At 39.3% G+C, this 20,720-nt stretch carries 20 protein-coding genes and 1 pseudogene; 13 read left to right on the forward strand and 8 right to left on the reverse strand.

Annotation, left to right across the window (positions count from 1 at the left end):
• Positions 1-78 precede the first annotated feature (78 nt).
• Positions 79-1,212, forward strand: a complete 1,134-nt coding sequence (locus L2567_RS08850) for a Gfo/Idh/MocA family protein (protein WP_235297399.1) — start codon at positions 79-81, stop codon at positions 1,210-1,212.
• Positions 1,213-1,217: 5 nt separating this feature from the next.
• On the opposite strand, the gene L2567_RS08855 is transcribed toward L2567_RS08850, so the two are convergent.
• Positions 1,218-1,535: a phosphoribosylpyrophosphate synthetase gene (locus L2567_RS08855; protein WP_235297400.1), complete on the reverse strand. Its 318-nt coding sequence runs from the start codon at positions 1,533-1,535 to the stop codon at positions 1,218-1,220.
• A gap of 81 nt (positions 1,536-1,616) precedes the next feature.
• On the opposite strand from L2567_RS08855, the gene L2567_RS08860 reads away from it, so the two are divergent.
• Entirely contained in the window at positions 1,617-2,990 is a 1,374-nt protein-coding gene (locus L2567_RS08860; protein WP_235297401.1) for an amidohydrolase family protein, read from the forward strand.
• Positions 2,991-3,001: 11 nt separating this feature from the next.
• Here L2567_RS08860 and L2567_RS08865 read toward each other — a convergent pair whose 3' ends face one another.
• Genes L2567_RS08865 through L2567_RS08880 form a run of 4 tightly spaced genes read right to left on the reverse strand, consistent with a single transcriptional unit; the run spans position 3,002 to position 7,827 of the window.
• On the reverse strand, positions 3,002-4,390 hold the full coding sequence (locus tag L2567_RS08865; RefSeq protein ID WP_235297402.1) for a TolC family protein: 1,389 nt from the start codon (positions 4,388-4,390) through the stop codon (positions 3,002-3,004).
• Entirely contained in the window at positions 4,387-4,770 is a 384-nt protein-coding gene (locus tag L2567_RS08870) for an acyl-CoA thioesterase (protein WP_235297403.1), read from the reverse strand. Before L2567_RS08870 ends, L2567_RS08865 begins: the two co-directional genes overlap by 4 nt.
• Position 4,771: 1 nt before the next feature.
• On the reverse strand, positions 4,772-6,142 hold the full coding sequence (locus tag L2567_RS08875) for an HlyD family secretion protein (RefSeq protein ID WP_235297404.1): 1,371 nt from the start codon (positions 6,140-6,142) through the stop codon (positions 4,772-4,774).
• Between the two features lie 2 nt (positions 6,143-6,144).
• Positions 6,145-7,827: a peptidase domain-containing ABC transporter gene (locus tag L2567_RS08880; protein ID WP_235297405.1), complete on the reverse strand. Its 1,683-nt coding sequence runs from the start codon at positions 7,825-7,827 to the stop codon at positions 6,145-6,147.
• Positions 7,828-7,912: 85 nt separating this feature from the next.
• On the opposite strand from L2567_RS08880, the gene L2567_RS08885 reads away from it, so the two are divergent.
• The 4 genes from L2567_RS08885 to L2567_RS08900 all read left to right on the forward strand — a co-directional run bounded on the left by L2567_RS08885 (position 7,913) and on the right by L2567_RS08900 (position 10,103).
• Positions 7,913-8,590: a TetR/AcrR family transcriptional regulator gene (locus L2567_RS08885; protein WP_235297406.1), complete on the forward strand. Its 678-nt coding sequence runs from the start codon at positions 7,913-7,915 to the stop codon at positions 8,588-8,590.
• Between the two features lie 90 nt (positions 8,591-8,680).
• Entirely contained in the window at positions 8,681-9,307 is a 627-nt protein-coding gene (locus tag L2567_RS08890) for a hypothetical protein (protein WP_235297407.1), read from the forward strand.
• Between the two features lie 90 nt (positions 9,308-9,397).
• Positions 9,398-9,664 (forward strand): EGFR-like transmembrane domain-containing protein, encoded by a 267-nt coding sequence (locus L2567_RS08895; protein WP_235297408.1) that lies wholly within the window; start codon positions 9,398-9,400, stop codon positions 9,662-9,664.
• Positions 9,657-10,103: a nucleoside deaminase gene (locus tag L2567_RS08900; protein ID WP_235297409.1), complete on the forward strand. Its 447-nt coding sequence runs from the start codon at positions 9,657-9,659 to the stop codon at positions 10,101-10,103. Before L2567_RS08895 ends, L2567_RS08900 begins: the two co-directional genes overlap by 8 nt.
• A 65-nt stretch (positions 10,104-10,168) precedes the next feature.
• Here L2567_RS08900 and L2567_RS08905 read toward each other — a convergent pair whose 3' ends face one another.
• Positions 10,169-12,325, reverse strand: a complete 2,157-nt coding sequence (locus L2567_RS08905) for a glycoside hydrolase family 3 C-terminal domain-containing protein (protein ID WP_235297410.1) — start codon at positions 12,323-12,325, stop codon at positions 10,169-10,171.
• A 175-nt stretch (positions 12,326-12,500) separates the two neighbouring features.
• On the opposite strand from L2567_RS08905, the pseudogene L2567_RS21280 reads away from it, so the two are divergent.
• From L2567_RS21280 to L2567_RS08920, 4 genes and pseudogenes are all read left to right on the forward strand, one after another.
• Positions 12,501-12,611: pseudogene (locus L2567_RS21280) on the forward strand (Rho termination factor N-terminal domain-containing protein); the annotation flags it as partial.
• Positions 12,594-12,929, forward strand: a complete 336-nt coding sequence (locus tag L2567_RS08910; RefSeq protein ID WP_406626679.1) for a Rho termination factor N-terminal domain-containing protein — start codon at positions 12,594-12,596, stop codon at positions 12,927-12,929. The pseudogene L2567_RS21280 and the gene L2567_RS08910, both read left to right, overlap by 18 nt.
• Positions 12,930-12,948: 19 nt before the next feature.
• Positions 12,949-13,452, forward strand: coding sequence for a hypothetical protein (locus L2567_RS08915; protein ID WP_235297412.1), 504 nt, complete (start codon positions 12,949-12,951; stop codon positions 13,450-13,452).
• A 10-nt stretch (positions 13,453-13,462) separates the two neighbouring features.
• Positions 13,463-13,702, forward strand: coding sequence for a DUF7218 family protein (locus L2567_RS08920; RefSeq protein ID WP_235297413.1), 240 nt, complete (start codon positions 13,463-13,465; stop codon positions 13,700-13,702).
• Here L2567_RS08920 and L2567_RS08925 read toward each other — a convergent pair.
• A complete protein-coding gene (locus tag L2567_RS08925; RefSeq protein ID WP_235297414.1) occupies positions 13,699-14,787 on the reverse strand; it encodes a glycosyltransferase in 1,089 nt (362 codons plus the stop codon). The two genes, L2567_RS08920 and L2567_RS08925, sit on opposite strands and share 4 nt — an antisense overlap.
• Before the next feature lie 44 nt (positions 14,788-14,831).
• Here L2567_RS08925 and L2567_RS08930 point away from each other — a divergent pair, with 44 nt between their 5' ends.
• Positions 14,832-16,340, forward strand: coding sequence for an alkaline phosphatase family protein (locus tag L2567_RS08930; protein WP_235297415.1), 1,509 nt, complete (start codon positions 14,832-14,834; stop codon positions 16,338-16,340).
• Position 16,341: 1 nt separating this feature from the next.
• Positions 16,342-17,319: an aldo/keto reductase gene (locus L2567_RS08935; protein ID WP_235297416.1), complete on the forward strand. Its 978-nt coding sequence runs from the start codon at positions 16,342-16,344 to the stop codon at positions 17,317-17,319.
• On the opposite strand, the gene L2567_RS08940 is transcribed toward L2567_RS08935, so the two are convergent.
• A complete protein-coding gene (locus tag L2567_RS08940; protein WP_235297417.1) occupies positions 17,299-18,126 on the reverse strand; it encodes a hypothetical protein in 828 nt (275 codons plus the stop codon). The genes L2567_RS08935 and L2567_RS08940 overlap by 21 nt on opposite strands.
• Positions 18,127-18,248: 122 nt before the next feature.
• On the opposite strand from L2567_RS08940, the gene L2567_RS08945 reads away from it, so the two are divergent.
• Positions 18,249-20,720, forward strand: a complete 2,472-nt coding sequence (locus L2567_RS08945; protein WP_235297418.1) for a YfhO family protein — start codon at positions 18,249-18,251, stop codon at positions 20,718-20,720.

Genomic DNA, 20,720 nt, shown 5'->3' on the forward strand with positions numbered 1-20,720 from the left:
AATTTTACATTATCTTTTCCTGACAAGATGAATTAAGCATTGTGCAAAGCCATCTAATAATTAAACAGATCGACAAAAATGAAATTAAATCGCAGAATTTTTAATAAACAGTTGCTCATAAGTGCAGGCGGATTGACCTTAGTCAACTCGCTGCCTTTTAATTTACAAGTAAAAAGTGAAAAGAAGGGCTTGGGAATTGCATTGGTCGGCTTGGGAAGTTACAGTTCAGGTCAACTTGCACCTGCTCTGCAAGAAACCTCCGAATGCCACCTTGCAGGAATTGTTACAGGTACACCTGCCAAAGAGAAGCAATGGGCACAGCAATATGACATACCCCAGAAAAACATTTACAATTATCAAAATTTTGACGACATCAAAGATAATGACGATATAGATATTGTATATGTTGTACTTCCCAACGCTATGCATGCTGAATTTAGCATCAGAGCAGCCAAAGCCGGAAAGCATGTGATTTGTGAAAAACCTATGGCCATGAATGTCGAAGAATGTGACGCGATTATCCAAGCTTGCAATGATGCAGATGTCAAATTGAGTGTGGGATACCGTTTGCAATCAGAACCTTATACCCAGGAAGTCAAGAGTATGGTCAGGGAAAAAACTTTTGGGGAGGTGCGCTATGTTCAGTCAGATGCAGCATACATATCAAGAGGCAATCCTGATCAGTGGAGGCTTAATATAGATCTTTCAGGTGGCGGAGCATTAATGAATATGGGCGTTTATGCCATTCAAAGCAATATTTACGGATCTGGAATGAATCCTATCTCAGTAACTGCTCAAGAATACAGTACCAGGCCGGAATACTTTAAAAAAACAGACGAAACCATCACTGCTCAATTTGAATTTCCAAACGGCGCCACCGGTAATATGATGACCAGTCATAACATCAGAGCTAATCGTCATTATACCTCCTGTGATAATGGTTGGTTTGAATTACAACCCGCCAATAGCTATGGCCCACTGAAAGGCAGAAGGTCAGATGGCACTTTGATAGAATTCCCTCATAGGAGCCAGCAGGCACTCCAAATGGATGACTTTGCCCGCCACATCGCTCAAGGGACCGTAAACAGGGCACCAGGTGAAATGGGAAAAAGAGATATGATTATTGTTGAGGCTATCTATAAGTCTATCCGGAATGGAGGTACAAGGGTAGATTTAGACCTTGGAAATCTGGGAATCGTTTCAGAAAAATGATAGGCTTATTTTCTAGGATCGTACTTCAGTTTCTGTATCATCTCCATGGTCATTGGATCTGCATATACTCCGTAGGCATCCACCAATAATCCTTTGAGATCATGTTTTTCAGAAGATATCGCATAGAGAACGGAGTTATCATCTGTACTTGACATTCCCTCGAATCTATACATTTGATCTACATTGAACTCTGCAGGGCTTAGTTTTCGGTCAAGTCGTTCACATTTAATACAATCACTCTTGATATTGAAGTCTTCTACGTAGCCTTTATCCTTTAAATCTTCTATCGCTTCCGACAGCGTATCATAATTATTCTGATCCATCGTTATACTTTTATTTCTTAACGCAGCAATTGCGGCAATGTTCGCTGATTTTAATTTGCTATCTTTCAAAAAACCATTGGTATGAAAAAATTTATGCTGCTCTCCTGTTTTTTAGTGTATGTCAATGTTCTTTTTGGACAGAATCAAAGGTCATACGAGGATATTCATATTTTAGATGTAAATGTAATTGACGTGGTCACCGGACAAGTCAGTCCTGATATGCACATTACCATTTCAGATGGTAAAATTAAATATGTTTCCAGCACTAGTCTACCGATCAAAAGTACAGACCTTATTATAGAAGCAAAAGGACAGTACATCATGCCAGGTTTAGCGGAGATGCACGCCCATATCCCACCTCCATCGACCGGAGATGAACGAATCACAGAAGTGCTATTTTTATACTTGTCTAATGGTATCACCGCTATCCGGGGGATGTTAGGTGATTCGTCTCACCTCGCGCTTAGGTCTGCTTCTGAAAGTAGTCAATTGCTCAGCCCTAGAATATTTACTTCCAGTCCATCATTGAATGGGAACTCTGTAACAAGTTTGGAGGAAGCTGACCGAAAAGTCAGAAAATATAAAGAGAATGGTTATGATTTCCTAAAAATACACCCTGGCATCTCCAGGGAAAACTTCGACCAAATCGTTGAAACTGCCAACTTAGTGGACATTCCATTTGCTGGGCATGTACCAGTTGATGTCGGAATTAGACATGCTCTCAAAAGTCGGTATGCCTCTATCGATCATGTGGATGGATTTATTGAAGGTTTGGTTCCGGCATCAGAAGATGTAGAACCTACTGAAAATGGTTTCTTTGGATACAATTTCACTCCATTGGTAGATACTACTCTGATAGATGAATTGGTAAGTCTTTCTCGTGAAAACGAAGTTTGGATTGTTCCCACTCAATCCCTATTTGAGCGATGGTTTGCACCGGTCACTGCCGATGTCTTGTTGGCTCAGCCTGAAATGCAGTACATGCCTCCAGCGACCAGACGAAATTGGCTTAGGGTTAAAAATCAGTACATGACTGACGAAAACTTTAATGAGGAACAGTGGAAGAAATTCGACCATATACGCAAGAAATTGATAAATGCTCTTTCAAAAGATGGACACGGCATTTTACTTGGTTCAGATGCTCCACAGCTCTTCAATGTCCCTGGCTTTTCCATCCATCACGAAATAGCAGGCATGCAAAATGCGGGAATGTCAAATCTCGAAATTATACAAGCAGGCACGATAAATACAGCTCGATTTTTTAACCAAACGGACGTATTTGGGCAGGTCAAGGAAGGTTTGTCAGCGGATTTAATTTTGCTTGGTGCAAATCCACTCGAGAATATAGGTGCTTTGAGAGAAATCATAGGAGTATTTCGCAATGGACAATTCATAAGTAAAGAAACCATTGACCTAAGACTGAGTGAAATGGCAAATAAATACAAATCCGATTAGAATTTAATTGCTCATACCACCTGGTTAATCAGACCACTTAATAGCAAGTAAATCAGTCTGCTTTTAATGAGTTTGCTTTGGCCTTGTATCAATTTGTATCTGCTTTCCAAATATTTGATTTCCCTGGAATTGATCAAGAAAATAGAACTCTCGCCGATTTCAAATTTTCTATTCTCTGCTTCTAGCAATCGCCTGTAATTTACGACCGCATCTGCTGTGATTACATTTTGTTCTTCCAGCTGTCTTTGCAAATTGTAATAGGTTTCCAGTTTAACTTGTAAATCCTGTCTTTTGAGGCTAAAATCGTAATAGGTGTCCTGAAGTTTCACACGAGTCATTCTCAATTTGCCTCGCGCTTTTCTCTGCAATAATGGATAAGCTGCTGATATCCCTAATTTATAATTTTCGATGGGTTGAAAATCGGTACCCGCCTGATATAGTGGATTGTAGTCTAATCTCAAATCGGGCTTGAGAAACTCTCTATTTAAGCGCTCTTCAATGTCTAAGCTTTCTATCTTGTATTCATATTGTAACAACTCGGGGTGCTGAGCCAAGAACTCATCCTGCACCAAAACCAGACTGTCTGAAGCTGCTTCTAAATAATTAAAGTTAATGGGAGTCGGTTGGATAAACGGTTCCAATTCCAATGGAATATCTCCTTGAATCCACAAGAAGTTGTTAAGCCCAAGCCTGGTTTTTATCAAATTCTGTTCTGCTTCTGATTGCTCTATCTGTCTGGATTGTAAGGATATAAAAGCTTCCAATGTATCTATGGCAGGAATATCTCCGTTTCTGAAACTGCTAATACTGCCCTGGAGTCGAATTCTCGCTAATTCTACACCTTCTTCAGCAATCTGAAGATTAAAAAATGCTTCCTGCCAATCTATATACCGATCCAAAGCGTTATAGATCAGCTCATTGAGCAAGATTCGTTGCTCCTGAATGCTGGATTGTACAAACACCTGGGCTTTTCTTACTTCCGTCCTCCTTTCATCGATCAACAATCCTTGCCCCAATGGGATACTGACACCTCCATAAATTAAACCGTTACTGGGAAGATTTTCGCTGTCATCCAAGAATACTCCGCTGTTCCAGTCGTATCCTGCTTTCAGGTCAACCGCATACCAGGTGGGGATCTTTACTCCTCCATTAAAAATCGAATAATAATTCTTCTCTTGAAAAGCCTTTTGATCCCAGGTCACCCCTAACTTAGGGTCGAATGATCCCCTGGACATCAGCTCATTTGCATCAGCAAAATCTCTGACCAATTCAGATTTATAAATCATGGGATGATGTTCTCTCACAATCCCCAGATATTCCGAAATGCTTAATACTCGCTCATTTTGTGCATGGAGCGCGCTTACCACCATCATGATTGATATGATAATTCTAATCTTCATCCCGTTTTCTTATTGATATCCTCCATCGTCAACCCATGTGGGTAGGGCTTTTCATTTTCATCAACTCTGACAAAAACAATTTGATCTATAGATATAATTGTTTTTTGAGTGAATAGATTTCTGACCAAACACTTCATAGTAATGCTAGTGGTTCCTACACCCACGAACTCCATTCCTATTTCGACCACATCACCTTGCTTTGCAGAGGATACAAAATTAATTTCAGAAATAAACTTGGTCACCACTTTTTGACTGTTCATTTTAGTCATGGCATAGATACCTGCTTCTTCATCTATCCACCTCAACAAGGCGCCTCCAAAAAGCGTGTTGTTGGCATTCAAATTTTCTGGCTTGATCAGTTTCCTACTGTAGAATTTCATTCTATTTAATTTTTCTCAAAGGTGCTTTTGTTTTGACGGATTCCTGCTGTTCATCTTTATAGTAATCCGGCGGAAATCCATTCAATTGCCTCCATAGTTCATACCCTACCGAAACATTCTTTAATAGAATAATCACATTTGCTCCTCCACCAATTCTTACCTCTTCCGGCCAATCTTCCGCTGTTGGATCGGGAGCCACTAAGACCCGATATTTACCATTAGGGCTTATAAAGTTGTCAATAGCAAAGACTGTCCCCCCGAAGGTTCCATAGCTGTTATTGGGCCATCCACTAAATACAATGGCTGGCCAACCGTCAAACTGAATTCTAACTTCTTGTCCTCTATCCAGCAAAGGAACATCCATGGCTTCTACGTACATTTCTACACCTCTTTGGTAGTTTGCAGGAATGATGCTTACGATTTCCGAACCAGCACTGACCAGTTCTCCGATTCCCGTTTTAATGGCCCTGGTCACAATACCATCTATAGGCGAAGTGATGAAATAGTTTTTCTGTCTAACTTCATAGGCATTGTAATTGGATTGTAGCTTATTCATAGTGGCATCAGCATCATAAGCAGCCGAAAGTGCGGACATTCTTTCTGACCTGGATTTGGCCATTTTGTCATTGTAATCATTTCGAATACTTAGTGCATTGGTTCTCAGATTTTCAAGTTCATTCAGATGTGTCGATAACTTGTTCTGAAGTGAAATGACCTTAGCGTTGGCTTCCTGTGCTGCAAATCGCTTTGCTTCCAAATCTGTTAAGGATTTCAAACCTTCTTCATACAGCTGTTCCTGCCTGCGCAGTTGGTTCTGGGCAATTTCGTATTTGGTACGAGCTGCTACCAACTCTATGCTGTCACTTTGGATCATTAATTTGACCTGGGCAGTTTTAATGTCGTTTTGGTCCAGTTTGTTTTGAAGACCCATTCTCAATGCCTCTAATTGTTGTTCGAGATTTCTGGCTTTCTCAAGATAAGCTTTAGAAGCGCCGGACTTTGCTGTAATCTGATCCTGCGTTCTATTCAGTATTTCCGGATCGAGATACTCTTCCTTGACTTCAGAAATTCTGATGATGGTATCACCTGCATTGACTGACTGGCCTTCTACTACATACCACTGATCTATTCGACCACCGATGACATTTTGAATGGTCTGTGGTCGATCGTCAGGATTGAGTGTGGTGACATATCCTTTAGATCTGATATTTTGGGTCCAGGGGAGAAATAATGCGCAAATGCTAATCAGCAAAGCACATAACATAACGATGATCAGTGCTCTGGAAACCGATTTTTGCTCCAGCATTCTAAAGGATCCATATCTATGGGTTTCTACATCGTCGTTTACTCTCTTAAGGCTAATGTTCAACATAGCTAAGCATCTTTAGTTTCGTCTCCAATAATTCTACCGTTGTTCAAGGTGATTTTTCTGCTAATGTATCTGGACCAGGCATCATCGACAGTGGTCACAATAATGCTCCAGGGCGCATTCTTATCCGTCAATTTTTGCATAATCACTTCTTTTTCGACGAAGGGTACATGGTCTAATGGATCCTCTAAAATCAACAATTTGGGTTTCGCAGCCAATGCTCTTGCCAACAAGATCTTGTTAGCAGCAGACCGGGGAATCCTTTTCCCATCCGGATCTAATTTCGTGTTTAAACCTTCAGGTAATGTTGAAATAAAATTTTCCAACTGCACCAATTCAATGGCATTGATTACATCCTCTGTTTTGACATCATCCCTTCCCATTGCTATATTTTCAAGCAACGTACCTAAAAAGACCTGATTATTACTCAATGAAAAGCCAATGTGCTTCCTTAGTGATACAAAATTTAAGGATTGCATGGAGAGATCATTGTACCTAATTACGCCATCGGTGGGCTCGTTAATTCCAGCCAATAATGAAATTAATGTAGACTTCCCTGATCCTGCGGAACCCATAATGGTAATCGACTCCCCTCCTTTCACCTTCAAATTCAGATCTTTTAAAATCAGTTTCGGAGAATCTGAAAAAGAAAAACTAACATTTTCAAGTGATGTACTGATGGTTTCGAAGTTTTCACTAAAGGTCAAACCTTCTTCTTTGTCCAATTCCATGTCTGTTACCGCACCAATCTTTTCAAGTGCTGTCAATACATCATAAATGGAATCCAATGACTTGATTAATTTTTCAACGCTGTTAATAATAATGATGATGATGATTTCTGCTGCTACAAACTGACCAATATTCATTTCTTGCCTAAAAACAAGTATACTTCCAATAACCAAGAGGCCGGCAGCCACCAGAACTTTAAATCCAATCAAATTAAAAAATTGATTGATCAAAACCCTGAAATGACTTTCTCTCGAAGTCAGATAGCTGGAAACTTCCTTGTCCGTTTTGATCATAGCGATCTCCTGGTTTTCAATAAGTTTAAAAGAAAGCTTTGTTCTGGCAACCTCCTCTAACCAATGAGCAACTCCATATTTGTATTTGGACTCTTCCAGACTGGTTCGTAATCCCTTGGGACCACTGATCAACAAGATGGCATAAACCAACCCGATCAGCACCACTCCAAATATGATGAAGAACGAATGATACATACTGAGAACGATCAAACCCACTATGATCTGAAATGAGGCCAAGGAAAAATCTATCAAAATTTTAGGCAAACCTTTCTGGATCGTGATGGTATCAAAAAATCGGTTGGCCAGTTCTGGTGCATAATACTTGTACAACTCACTGTACTTAATTCTGGGGATCCTGTATGCAAATTCAAAAGATGCTCTGGTGAAAATTTTCTGAGCAATGTTTTCTACTATACGAAGCTGCATCAATTGAAAGATTCCGGTCAATGTAATCCCTACTAACACAAAGGCTACTAAAACTCCCCAAGCGGTAGACATTTCACCTCCCTGAATAAGATTGATAATAGCCTGGATGCCTATCGGAAGTGAAAGATTGACCAGTCCATTGAGCAGGGCATAGATGTAAACCTGTGTGATTTCCTTGCGATCTACGGCCAATAAACGCTGGAGTCTGCGCAATGGAGTTAAAGGAGTGAAGGCTTCCATAGTAAAATAATTAATTTTTCGTACTTTTAACTAAACAACTATTACAGATAATAGTTTTACTATTACACGTAAAATTAAAACTTTTATGCCACAAGTAAACATTACCGTCGATATCAATGAGAATATTTATCTCAGGGATCCCTTAGAGACTGACCTTGGCAAGCGCATCATAGAGCACGCCATTTTGCTTTTGGACGAAATAGGATTTGAAGATCTCAATTTCAAAAAGTTGGCCCATCACATGAAGTCTACAGAAGCATCATTATATAGGTACTTTGAAAACAAATACATGCTATTGGCATACTTAGTAGCGTGGTATTGGGACATCATGCATTTTACCTTACTCATGGACATTCGAAATATCAAAGAACCAAAGAAAAAACTCATCCGAAGTGTTGAAACTCTTGTAAATTCTCTTAATGAATCCACCACTCCATCTTATATTGACCAAAACAAACTACACAATATTGTCGTCGAAAATGCTGCAAAAGTTTATCACACTAAGAAAGTAGACACTTTAAATAAAGAAGGGTTTTATATTAATTATAAAAAAATTGTCAAAACACTTTCTGAAATCATCCGGGAGATAGACTGCGACTTTAAATATCCGCGGGCTTTGGCCACCAATATCATTGAGCAATCCCTGGACAGCGAATACTATCTGGATCATCTCCCCAGCCTCACTGATACTCAGTCAAGATCAACGGATTCGAAAAATGAAACGGTAAAAATGATCACCTACATGTTGGATAGAATATTATGATGTCCAAGTATCGTTAAGGTTTCATTAAAATGCGGTTTTGAAATTTACTTTCTCTCTCTTTGATCCTAAATTGGTTGTAAATACATCACAATGAAATATTGGTTTTGTGCGACAGTGATTATATTAGGAATTTCGGGATGCAGATCTTATTCTTACATTGACAGTTATGAGGTCAATGCACCGTTAAGCCGGCTCCCCCAATTATCTGTGATCACAGACCAGGAAATTTTTTACGGCAATCAAAATCCAGACTACTATAATACTTATTCACGCTCCCTGGGTTCTGCCTCGAACATACACATCGTGGAAAGGCAATTCACATCTTATATACTGGATCAACTCACAAACGCTAAATCTGAAAAGAGCGGTTATGCCGTCATGAGGATCAATCATCTTAAAGTAAGAAATACGATGTCATTGTTTTCGGTCCTGGCCATCTTGTCTGTGGGCAGCACCACATTGTTGGGCCTTCCAGCTGGCAGATATCACGTTGAATTAGATATGACTTTGGAAATTCTGGACAAGGATCAGAACATATTGGGCACTTACAGGGGCAAAGGGAGACAGAAAGCCTTCATTGGCATGTACTATGGATATGGAGAAAGAGAGGCAAAAGAAAAAGCGATTTATGAGTCTGTTGAACAATCTTTGAATCAGATTAATGAGAAGGTAATGACGGATATGAGCTACCTGAATACCAAGTTAAAAAAGAACTAAAATTGCTGTGGTTGCCTTAAAATCATTGATGATTTTGAACAAACGCTTTCATTTGTTAATAAGGTGAAATAGCTATATCAATCAAATATTATGATCAGTACATTTCTTGCACAAGTTGTTTTGGGAATTTTGGCCATCACGATAGTGGGCATCATTTTGCTTTTTATCTTAAGAAAAAGAAAGAAGAAAACGCATTTCCAATCTAAAATCGTCAACGACACTTCTTACAACATCGGTAAAATAGAATCCCATGAGGAAAACAATTCTGATGAAAAGGTAGATGAATATCTGGAGCGAAAGAGTAAAGACGGTGCTCAACCATTTAACAGAGGAGACTACGAAATTTACAATGACTAATCACAGAATAAGCGACCAAGATTTAATGCAAGCCGCCATTTCCTGTGCCCTGGAAAACAATACTCCTTATGGGGCTCTGGTGGTGAATGTCAGAAATGGCGAGAAAATAGTTTGTGCTAACACCACCTCATCCGGCGATAAAACGGAACATGCTGAAATGAATGCGCTGAGAAAGTTGAATCAATTAATTTATAATGACGAAGAAGATCTGATCCTGTATTCTACTGCTGAGCCTTGCCCTATGTGTATGGGTGCCATTCTTTGGTGTGGTATTAAAAAAGTAAAGTTTGGCATTTCTATCACCGTGGTCAAGCAATTTCATGGCCAGATTATGGTTTCTGCCCAACGCTTAAATGAGCATTATCACAATGATTGTGTCATTACAGGTGGAGTGCTGGAAGAACAATGCTTCAAACTTTTTAAGAAATTAGCATCCTAAATAGTTTGAACTTCAGGAACAGCGCACATTATATGTAAATATACTACATATGGAAACTGGTAGTTTCATTTCACTTGCAATTCCTGTTTTAAACGTATATCGTTAGAAGCAGCACCCATGTGTAGCTGTATCGGTCCTTCTTCCAAAACATATTTCTGGGATGCTTCGTGCCAATATTTTAGTTCTTCAGAATCGAGCTGTAACTCCACCGATTTGGTTTCTCCGGATTTAATATGGACTCGATTGAATGCCTTCAGTGCTTTGATGGGACGTACGACCTCAGATTCCGGGAAGCTTACATACAATTGCACCACTTCATCACTATCGTAATCGCCTATATTACGTACTCTAACATTGACCTTTACCTTTTCCCCATCGCCAATGGAGGCACTTGATAAATCCGCCTCCAGGTAATCAAATTTAGAATAAGAAAGACCATGACCAAATGCAAATAACGGCTCATTCTTATCGTATAAATAAGTTTTTCCTTTAGTAATGTCATATTCCAAAATTCGACCCAGATCTGAAATCGATTTTGACCAGGTTTGCACCAATCTGCCAGCAGGACTATACCCTCCAAAAATTACATCAGCAATAGCAGTGCCCATTTCTTGACTGGACTGCGTTACGTGTATAATCCCGGAAACACGTTCTGCCGACCAATTAATAGCATAGGGAAAGCTAGAAACAAGCACCAAAATAGTATTAGGATTAGCCTCAAACACCAACTTCACCAGGTCTTCCTGTTCTAATGAAATGGCTTCTCTATCGACTTCCTCACGGCCATCACTGGCTACGTGATTTTGTCCCCAACCCAGGCCATAGCTTGTGGGGTGATTTCCCACGCATACAATAGCATAATCTGCTTGAGTAGCAGCGATCAAAGCTGAATCCGCTTTATTACTGGCAGCAAATAAGACCTCAATCTGTTCACCCAACGCTTTTTCTATTCCTTCCTTGATAGATATAGCATAGGGCGGCGTACCGGCATACCAGTCTGATAGAACCAAATCAGCACTGGGTCCTATGACCGCAACTTTTTTCAGCGTCTTTTTATCCAGAGGCAAAACCCCGTCATTTTTCAGAAGGACGATTGACTTTTTAGTGGCTTCTAAAGTTAGCGCTTTGGCTTCAGGCTGGTTCCAAGGCCTGATGGTATCCTCAATACCAATTTTGCTATAAGGATTTTGATCAGAGTCGTCAAGTAAACCGATTTTCAACATCACACGAAGTGTTCCTCTCACTTTTTTATCTATTTCCGCTTCTGTAATCAAGCCTTTTTCAAGGGCTTCCCGAAGATGAGTTTTGTAGTCGTCCAAAAACATGGTGATTCCAGCTTTGATACAACCGGCTGCCGCTTCGGCTAAATTTTCATAATAATGATGATCTGTAACAAGTCGCTTAAAAGCTCCACCATCTGTACATATAATTCCATTCTGATTCCATTCCTTCACTGCAATCTCTTCGAGCATAGGATGAACGGTACAAGGCACTCCATTATAGGAATTATAGGCAGCCATAAAGGCCCTTGATCCCCCTTCGGTTATCCCTTTGTAAAAAGGATAAGCATAATATTCCCGAAATAGTCTTTCACCAAAATCAGAAGAATTAAAGTACCTATTATTTTCATTGCTGTTAGCTAAAAAATGCTTCATCAACGAAGCTACTGTCCAATATCGAGGATCATTGCCTTGAAGACCCTGAACATATGCTACGGTCAGTCTACTGACCAGATAAGGGTCCTCTCCATAGCACTCCTCCGTTCGACCCCACCTGATGTCCCGTCCCAGGTCGGCATTGGGAGCAAGCATAATAAGACCGCCACTCAAATAGTTTTCGTTCTGGGTAACATATCGTGTTTCATAGGCTTCCCATTCAGCCAGCTTGCGATGAAGTTCCGGATCCCACATCTGAGCTAATCCAATAGCCTGTGGAAATGTAGTAGTAGGTGCTGCCCCCTCTCCTTTAACAGCCCAGTTTGCAGGTCCGCTCAGCGCAAGTCCATGTAGTCCTTCTACAATTCTGGTTTTTTTCACTCCCAGTCTTGGAATCCCAGGCGGTCTATAATGCATATGATCGATCTTCTCCTCCAAGGTCATCAAAGAGATCAAATTGTCCAACCGCTCATCGTCACTTAGCTCGATATTTTGAAATGGATAAGTTTGAGATTGAAGCAACAATGAGCTGGCAACCATTATAAAAGAAAGCAAGAAAGATCGCATCCTGATAAAATTAGTACTGTTATGAGATGAATTCGAAATTAACAAAATATGCCACCAATCGCCTGGATGGACGAACAAAAATCTAAAAATCTATCTTTCAAAAAAGAAAGCAATAATGAAAAGAATTCTAAAACACATACCTCTTATTGGGTGGTTTTTTAAAAAGGACAAACCATCAACTAAATATGAAAACAGAACCAAAGAGGAGTTGTACAATCAAGCGAAAGAAATAGGCATTGATGGACGATCAACGATGAATAAAGAAGAGCTGGTTGATGCCTTAAAAGCTGAGACCAATCATTCAAAAAATACTGAAGCAAAGGATTATTCATCCAATTATGAAAGCAGGACCAAAGAGGAATTATACGAACTGGCCAAGGATTATGATATTCAAGGACGGTCTACCATGAACAAGGAAGAGCTTATTCAAGCTTTGCGCGATTACAGAAGCGAAGAGGTGGCAGAACCTGCACCAGCAAAAAGTACCATCAACTATGAGAACCGGACGAAAGAAGAATTGTACGAATTAGCAAAAGAAAATGAAATAGAGGGACGATCAACGATGAATAAAGAAGAATTGATCGAAGCGTTACGCGATCATTAATAATAAAAAATTTGTAAAAATGAAGTTTTTAATAAAATATACGACACTTTTAATCCTGGTTATGGCAAGCGCGGCTTTCATAAATGCGCAAGATCCAATAGAGGGTTTCAGAGATATGAAATGGGGAACCAGCTTTGAAAAAGCTGATGAAATGATGGACCTTAGCAAACAAGAAACCAATGGCAAAATAGAAATTTATGCTTCACCAACAGATTCACATCAATTAGGTACCGTAGAACTCAAGGAGATCTATTACTTTTTTCATAAGGATGCAGGATTCTTTAAGATTGTGATGTCCGGTAATGAGTCTGAGAATGAAGAAATGGGCGCCATATTAAAAAATAGATTGGGCTTGGATTACGATACGGTCATGGATCCATCGCATTCTCACAACATATGGGTGGTGGACGATGTAACAGTCGTTTACAAACAGCAACTCAGCAAAGATTTTATAGTTTCAATTAGAAGCGAGGCGATTGCCAATTACAAAAAAAGTTTAAATCAGACCATTACGGACTTTTAAAAGAAGAAATATGGACAGACCAAGCATAAAAAATGAAGATCAGTACGAAGCTTTAAGAGATGAAGGCTACAGTAAGGAAAAAGCTGCCAGAATTGCCAATTCTACAAATGCAGGTAAAAAGGGAGGGAAAGCTTCAAAATATGAAGAGCGGACCAAGGAAGAATTGTATGAGCAAGCCAAGCAAATAGGCATTGAAGGCCGGTCGAAAATGAGTAAGTCAGAGCTGATCGACGCATTGCGCAACCATTAAGCTTGCAAAGCCGTAAAAATCTGATCAGCACGATTTTGCCATGTATAATTGTGGACCAGATTTTGATTATTTTTGATGGCATCTTCCTTCTTAGTGGGCAATGTTGCCATTTGCTCCGCCAAAGATTGTGGATCTCCCACATTAAAGAAATTGATGTGGAGCCCTTTGCTTTCTAATTCTCTGATTGATGGTATATCCGAAGCTAGAATCTCTAAGCCTGCATAAGCGTATTCGAAAAGTTTAATCGGAGAAGTGTATTTAGTGCCTTCCATTCTATTTAAAGTAGGGACCAAACCAACATCCATTTTTGCATAGAATTTGTAAAGATCCTTTTTGTCCAAAGAGGGAATAACGGTGATGTTATCAAGCCGGTGAGTATTTAAGTCATTGCTTGAAACACCTATGATATAGATATGTATTTTTAAGGCATGATGTACAGGAAAAGATTGCAGTATTTTCGCTGCAGCTACGATCACATCGACGCCCTTCCAGGTACCATAACTACCGGCATAAACGTAATTTATTTCTCCAGGATTCCGCTGTTTCATTGCATCAAGGGGATAGGTATCTATTCCATTGGGTAGAACAGCGATCCGGTTTTCTTCTACATCAAAATAATGCTGTAAATCCTCTTTTATACCTTCTGAAACTGCCACAAAATTATGGACAACGCTATAGGCCTTGCTTTCCTGTATTGGCGTGACTTTATCAGAAACTTCAGAATAAATCTTATGAGATTCAAAAATAATGGGAGCCTTAACCCTCGCCCATTGAGGGATTTTGCTATAAAAGTATATGAATGCAAAATCTCTCGTAAAAATTGAAGTAGGAGGGCGTAGATGAAGTAGTATGCATACATTGAAACAAAAAATGAGTCTTGACCACTTTTCAAATTTTTGCAATCCAGGATTGATCACTCTGATTTGATTTACATTGGATTGAGGATGATCCCATTTCATCTTTGAATAGCCCCGATACCAGTCTACCTTGATTCTTTGCCCAAAAGCTTTCACCATCGAATAAGATTGATATATATTAGCTTTCTTTATATTTGTTCCTTCTTGATAGATGTAAGCAAGCCTCATATTACAAATTTAGCTAAATTGTTGTCTATAATTATGCAGCCTAGATGAAAAGACTGAGTATAATCTCTCTGGATGGAGTGAACTGGGACATCATCCAACCTCTCTTGGACGGAGGTAAGCTTCCATTCTTGTCAAAACTCATGCAGAAAGGCAGTCAAGCCGTTCTACAGACTCACAGCTATGTTTCCAGTGGTTCAACATGGCCATCCATACATACAGGCACCCATCCCGGTGAGCATGGCATCATGTTTTCGCACCGACAATTAGAGTCCGGGACTTACAATATTGTCAAAAAACAGGCTGAGGATATTCCATTTAAAGGATTTTGGCAGGTGGCCTCTAAATCAGGAATACCTACCATCGCAATAGACCTTCCCAAAGCACCGGCCGTTCGTCAGTTTAATGGCCTGGTTCTCAATAGTTGGGGTGAGGAAGCTCCATGGTATTCACCCTCCTTTCCCAAAGACCTAAAAAAGGAAATACATTCAAAATTTGGGAAACATCCATTACAGGAATTTTATCATCGTCCAATGAAGGACCTAAATTCCTGGAAGTGGCTTAAAAATCAACATGTCATAGGCTTGAAGAAGCGATTTGAAATCGCTCACTACTTAATGGATCAACAAGCTGACTGGCAGTTATTTGTGATGGCCATTAATGAAATGCATCTTGCGGGCCATCTCTTTTGGCACATTATAGATGAAGATCACCCAGATCATGATCCTGAGTTACGTCAAGAAGTCGGCAACATTATGCAAGAATTGTTAATCATTACAGATCGTGGTTTAGCAACACTTGCCGATCGTACAGAAAGCAACCAACTGATCATCTCTAATAACGGCATGGACAGAAGCCAGGCACCCATGTCAGTCCTTGATCAGGTTCTAAAAAGATTAGGATACATGCACGGTGAAGTGAATGATGATAAAAATTTAGGGCGCAATAGTTTTAATGTCGTACAAGAACTTGAGAAAAAAATTCCAATGGGCTTGGTTCAATGGTTAAAAGCTAAAGCACCCAAGAAACTATGGTATAAAATCACCAGAAAGCTTACCTATTCTACAAACGAGTGGAAAAAATCACGAGCTTTTCCAGTACCCAATGATGTTTCCGGAGCGATTAGAATCAACTTAAGAGGGCGAGAACCCCATGGAATTGTAGATCCAAAAGAATACGACACCTTGTGCCAATCTATTATTGAAGATATGAACCAATTGACCATCAATCAAACTGACACCAAAGCAATAGAAAAGGTGATCAAGGTTAAAGATCAGTTCAATGGTCAGAATTCCAATGAATTGGCCGATTTACTTATCCTTTGGAATAAAGAAAAACCCATCATAAGCGTCGAAAGCCCAAAAATTGGGACAGTGAAAGTCAAAGAGGACAAAAGAACCGGCGCCCATACGGACAAAGGTATATTTGTAGCGGATGAAATGATGCAAGGATTATTTAAGAGGGAAGGCGATATGGTGCATGATTTACAAATTTACCCCGCTGTTTTAAATTTCTTTGAAATTGAGCCAAAATTGAAAATCAACAATACAAATTGACATGGAGTATATAAATTTAGATGAGGGCATTAAGGTTTCAAGACTTCAGTTTGGTTGTTCAAGACTTGGCAAAGCGGTAAAAGAAGACACCACCAATATCAGTTCGGAGATCCTTAACCAGGCCTATCAAAGTGGTATTAATTTTTTTGATACAGCATCTAACTATACTTATGGGCATTCTGAAGAACTTCTAGGTGAATTCATCAATGACAAACGGGATCAAGTGGTCATTTCCACCAAAGGAGGAACTTTAATTTCAAAAAAGGCTTCTGCTGTAAGATTTCTCAACCCCATGTATGGCCTTATCAGACCCATCATTAAATTTAATAAAAGCTTAAAGAAACATAAAAAGAGATTCAATTTTGATCCTCAATATCTGACAAGTATACTAGATAGGAGCCTCCACAGATTGCAGACAGAGTTTGTAGACCTTTATTATTTACATAATCCTACCCTGGACGTGTTACAAAGTACCAAACACAATGCACTACTAGGTGAATACAAAGAAAAGGGAAAAGCGAAGCTTACTGGTCTTTCGTTGGGATCAATCGCAGAAATTAAGGATTTGGCTTCGTTTGAAAACATTGACATTCTGCAATTGCCTATAAATTATACCAATTACAATTTTGAAACCCATGAGTACTTAAAAAAAATAAAAGGCAAGGGCATTAAAATCATTGCCAGAAGTCCTTTTGATCGAGGATTACTTACCTCTTATAATCAAAAGATGACTGGGGGGAAATTCGGCGATCGCAATCAAATTTCTGAGATGCAGAAATCAAGTCTTACGGAGCATTTAGGTGTATCTGAGGTAGAGTTGGCCCTATGGTTCATGAAAGATTTAGATATTGCTGAGAGTATACTTTTCAGCTCTTTTAAGCAGAAACACCTGCAAATGAATACAGAAGTTTTTAACAGTTCTGTCCCAGATCATTTCACCTGGGAAAAGGTCGTTGAGCTAAAGTCCCAGCCATCCTAAGATGATTTTCTGCCGATTTGTGAAGGGGTCTTGCTCATTAACTTTTTTGTTCACTTTAAAATTAGAAGAAGTGCTGCCGAACCTCGTTTTTCGATTCCCTGAAATCAAGTGTAATTGATCAGTTTGCTTCAATTCACTTTTGCTTTCGGCCACCCCTACAAATTCTAGTATGGAAGTCAGCGTGCCTTGAGGGTGTTCTAGAAATTCTTCTAAGCTAATGGACAAGAATTGGATCTTATGTCGCTTCAGATATTGAAACATCACCCACTTATTGATCTTTAATCTCAGGTAACTGGATAGAACACCTTTACCTCTTTTCACAAAAGAGGCAATGTTGGCTCTTAGATCCCTTTCCATATAAATTGTGGTGACTTGAATATTCGGCATGGAGCGGTATAAGTGTAGTCGGCTTAAGCTTTTGGAACTGTCCAGTATGAATTCAGTTTGAGGAAAGTTTTTTAAAGCAATTGCGTATAAGTCTTTCAAAAAGATGGATTCCTCCTCTTTTTTGATAGAAGTAGGTCTCGAGAAAAATGGCTTAATGTTCTTATAAAATAATTGAATGCCTATGTCTTTTTCTATGGGTTCAGCAAAATATGCACTGTGATCTGAAATAATTTGACCCCAAAAAGGGCAGTCAATTGCTGCTTTCCCACAGGTACAGGTTCTTTCATGAAATGAGAGATTGAACTTTTTGATTTCACCCGCATAAAAGATGGCTGGTTGGAGCCCCAGGTGCATGCTGATAACCGTTGATCCAGAGCGGCTATGACCCAGCAGATAGAGGAGTTTAATGCTTTTGTTCATTTAAGCAGCTAAACTATGACTTTTCTGAGAATTAGAACCTACTGTATTATAAATGGTAATTATTGATTACTTTCATATTCAGAATTTCTTATATATATCGTATTAAGTATCATTAGACTGAAATGAACTTTTCAAAATTTAAACACACCCAATATCTTGCTTTCGCACTGATTGTATTAGGTTTAATCATCATTTTCTTCAAGTATTTAAGCCTTTCACATTTATTTATTTTCGAAGACATTGGCACTGACACCCTGACTTTGTTCTATCCATCGCTTATGGACTATGTCAGACTCATCAGAGAAGAGGGTATCCCTTTCTTTTCATTTGCCAAAGGTGCAGGACAAAGTTCATTCTCAGAAAGTTTACTCAGCCCATTCACTTGGGTTTATGTGATATTAGGCAATCAATACCTCGCATACGGCATTGGCTTTGTCCAATTTTTAAAAGTGGCGGTCATAATGATCGCCTCCTATCATATCTTTAAGTTGCAGGGATTAAGCAGTAAGGCTGCAAGCTTCGGTGCCAGTCTGACCAGTTTCATGGGATATGTTGTGGTCGGTTCGTCTTGGTATGGCCATTCGACAAATATCATGTATATGTTGCTATTCCTTTGGGGCTTAGAATTATGGATAGTGAGAAGAAGATGGTGGTTACTACCAATTGCCGCCTTGTTCTTAATTGGCCCGCCCCTATTTTTTGTCATTGAGTTTACCATCATTTATCTGGTGATCAGAATGGCAATGTCCAAAAACTTGAATCTTAATTCATTTCAAACCGGTTTGACCAATGTCTGGAAGCCACTTCTTACCGGAGTATTGCTCGGAGCACCTTTTCTAGCAGCAGTAGTCTATAAATTTATTTATAGTCCCAGGGTGGGAGGAACGGAATCTTACGTTGAAGATTTGTCAGCCACTCCTATTTTCGAAACAAACATTGCCGAACACTACGCTACCACCATTTATAGATTCTTTTCAAACGACCTGTTGGGTACTGGCGATGGTTTCAGAGGTTTCAATAATTACCTGGAGGCCCCTTTGTTTTATTGTGGTCTGATAACACTGCTGTTGGTTCCACAAATATTCAGATTTATTGATCGAAAACAGAAAATCGTCGTTGGATCTGTTTTGCTGTTTTGGACTTTGATTTTGGTATTCCCTTATTTCAGGTATGCTTTTTATTTGTTTATGGGAAATTACTATAAGGGTGCGCTCTCTTTCTTTATTCCTTTCACCTTACTTTGGCTAAGCGTTATGGTCATAGACCGTATGATCAAAGGGTATCGCCTTAATCTCTATCTTTTGTATGCAAGTGCAGCACTATTGATTGGAATACTTTTTTCACACCAATTGATTTCAGCCAATATCGTACCGGTGAATTCTATTAGAAATACGGTTTTGGTATTTCTGATATTAGAAACGGTATTGCTTACGATTCACCAATTCTCCTCCAGAAAAAAGATTTTACAATATACCCTGCTTTTGGTTGTCATTACAGAAGGTGTCATTCTGTCTTTTCCTGCCCTCAATAATAGGAGCTCCATTGCCAGTGATCGTTGGAATAATCGTGAATTATATCAGGATTATGCTTTAGAGTCTATCAAGTATATCCATTCGATCGAGGATGGTTTTTATAGAATAGAGAAAAATTTTGGATCCTACAAAACAGGACTCAATGATTCTCAGGCTCAAGGTTTTTTTGATACCAAATCCTATCGCTCGCACAATAATGAAAACTACGTCAACTTTTTTATTGCCTTAGATATGATTCAGCCCGGTAATGAACATGTCAGCAGGTGGTTGGAAGGGGTATACCGGGTACCAGAACTCCATCCTTATTTTCAGATCAAATATATGATAGCACAACCCGGAAGGAACGTGGATATGCTCAGTCAATATTATGATAACGTTGGTCAACTAAAAGGACTCAATGTTCATAAAAACAGGCACTTTGTTCCCTTAGGTTTTCCAGTATCAGATTACATTACGGAAAGTGAATTTGCTGGTCTTGGTGCGTATTTTAAGAAACTAAATGCGCTCTATAACTATGCAGTGATTCCCGACGAGGATGTCAATCGCTATCCTGACCTGATTCGCAAGGATCCATCGAGAATCAGCAATTCTATTTCATTTAGTAGTATCAGTAATAAATACCAATCCACTGCACTTAATATCACCTCTTTTAAACAAAGTAGGATTAAGGGAAACATTGCGTTAAGCCAACCTTCGATGTTGACATTCTCTATTCCTTTTGACACGGGGTGGAAGGCTTACGTGGATGGTAAACGACAAGAAACATCATTGATCGATAATGGCATGACAGGATTGTATGTTACATCCGGAAATCATGTCATTACACTCAAATACAGACCGCCATTTTTTATGGCAAGCATGATCTTATTCACATTTGGCCTCGGTTTTCTCATCTATTTTGGTGTGATGACCAGGCCAGTTCATAAAGATCCACTGCTTGAGCCATTGACATTCAGCCATTGTAGTCAAAATCTTTTACAGAAATCTACAGGCAAAAGTTCAAAAGTTGTAAAATCAGCAGGAAACAATTCTAAAGTCAAGAAAAAACGTAAAAAGAAGTAA

Origin of the sequence: Portibacter marinus (assembly GCF_021533195.1) — a bacterium.
Classification (GTDB): Bacteria; Bacteroidota; Bacteroidia; order Chitinophagales; family Saprospiraceae; genus Portibacter; species Portibacter marinus.

Excerpts from the sequence above, each read along its gene's own strand:
- L2567_RS08850 (WP_235297399.1), top strand. The coding sequence starts at position 79 with ATGAAATTAAATCGCAGAATTTTTAATAAACAGTTGCTCATAAGTGCA.
- L2567_RS08855 (WP_235297400.1), bottom strand. The coding sequence starts at position 1,535 with ATGGATCAGAATAATTATGATACGCTGTCGGAAGCGATAGAAGATTTA.
- L2567_RS08860 (WP_235297401.1), top strand. The coding sequence starts at position 1,617 with ATGAAAAAATTTATGCTGCTCTCCTGTTTTTTAGTGTATGTCAATGTT.
- L2567_RS08865 (WP_235297402.1), bottom strand. The coding sequence starts at position 4,390 with ATGAAGATTAGAATTATCATATCAATCATGATGGTGGTAAGCGCGCTC.
- L2567_RS08870 (WP_235297403.1), bottom strand. The coding sequence starts at position 4,770 with ATGAAATTCTACAGTAGGAAACTGATCAAGCCAGAAAATTTGAATGCC.
- L2567_RS08875 (WP_235297404.1), bottom strand. The coding sequence starts at position 6,142 with ATGTTGAACATTAGCCTTAAGAGAGTAAACGACGATGTAGAAACCCAT.
- L2567_RS08880 (WP_235297405.1), bottom strand. The coding sequence starts at position 7,827 with ATGGAAGCCTTCACTCCTTTAACTCCATTGCGCAGACTCCAGCGTTTA.
- L2567_RS08885 (WP_235297406.1), top strand. The coding sequence starts at position 7,913 with ATGCCACAAGTAAACATTACCGTCGATATCAATGAGAATATTTATCTC.
- L2567_RS08890 (WP_235297407.1), top strand. The coding sequence starts at position 8,681 with ATGAAATATTGGTTTTGTGCGACAGTGATTATATTAGGAATTTCGGGA.
- L2567_RS08895 (WP_235297408.1), top strand. The coding sequence starts at position 9,398 with ATGATCAGTACATTTCTTGCACAAGTTGTTTTGGGAATTTTGGCCATC.
- L2567_RS08900 (WP_235297409.1), top strand. The coding sequence starts at position 9,657 with ATGACTAATCACAGAATAAGCGACCAAGATTTAATGCAAGCCGCCATT.
- L2567_RS08905 (WP_235297410.1), bottom strand. The coding sequence starts at position 12,325 with ATGCGATCTTTCTTGCTTTCTTTTATAATGGTTGCCAGCTCATTGTTG.
- L2567_RS08915 (WP_235297412.1), top strand. The coding sequence starts at position 12,949 with ATGAAGTTTTTAATAAAATATACGACACTTTTAATCCTGGTTATGGCA.
- L2567_RS08920 (WP_235297413.1), top strand. The coding sequence starts at position 13,463 with ATGGACAGACCAAGCATAAAAAATGAAGATCAGTACGAAGCTTTAAGA.
- L2567_RS08925 (WP_235297414.1), bottom strand. The coding sequence starts at position 14,787 with ATGAGGCTTGCTTACATCTATCAAGAAGGAACAAATATAAAGAAAGCT.
- L2567_RS08930 (WP_235297415.1), top strand. The coding sequence starts at position 14,832 with ATGAAAAGACTGAGTATAATCTCTCTGGATGGAGTGAACTGGGACATC.
- L2567_RS08935 (WP_235297416.1), top strand. The coding sequence starts at position 16,342 with ATGGAGTATATAAATTTAGATGAGGGCATTAAGGTTTCAAGACTTCAG.
- L2567_RS08940 (WP_235297417.1), bottom strand. The coding sequence starts at position 18,126 with ATGAACAAAAGCATTAAACTCCTCTATCTGCTGGGTCATAGCCGCTCT.
- L2567_RS08945 (WP_235297418.1), top strand. The coding sequence starts at position 18,249 with ATGAACTTTTCAAAATTTAAACACACCCAATATCTTGCTTTCGCACTG.